Genomic DNA, 333 nt, shown 5'->3' with positions numbered 1-333 from the left:
GCCCTGGCGACCGGCAACCCGCACAAGGTGGCCGACCTGTATGCGCCCGATGGCGTGCTGTTGCCGACCGTGTCCAACGAAGTGCGCGCCTCGCGCGAGCAGATCGAGAAGTACTTCGAGCTGTTTCTGACCAAGAAGCCGAAGGGCGTGGTCAACTACCGCACCGTGCGCCTGCTCGATGACGACAGTGCAGTGGACGCCGGCGTATACACCTTCACGCTGACCGACAAGGACGGCAAGAAGAGCGACGTGCAGGCGCGCTACACCTTCGTCTACGAAAAGCGCGACGGCAAGTGGCTGATTATCAATCACCACAGCTCGGCGATGCCGGAA

General features: G+C 62.2%; 1 protein-coding gene. It reads left to right on the top strand.

Annotation, left to right across the window (positions count from 1 at the left end):
- Window positions 1-333, top strand: a 333-nt coding sequence (locus XcuCFBP2542_RS19155) for an SgcJ/EcaC family oxidoreductase (protein WP_146090395.1), incomplete at both ends; no start/stop codon positions are given.

The organism is Xanthomonas cucurbitae, assembly GCF_002939885.1.
Lineage (GTDB): Bacteria > Pseudomonadota > Gammaproteobacteria > Xanthomonadales > Xanthomonadaceae > Xanthomonas > Xanthomonas cucurbitae.
This window is presented reverse-complemented; position numbering and strand designations above follow the sequence as displayed.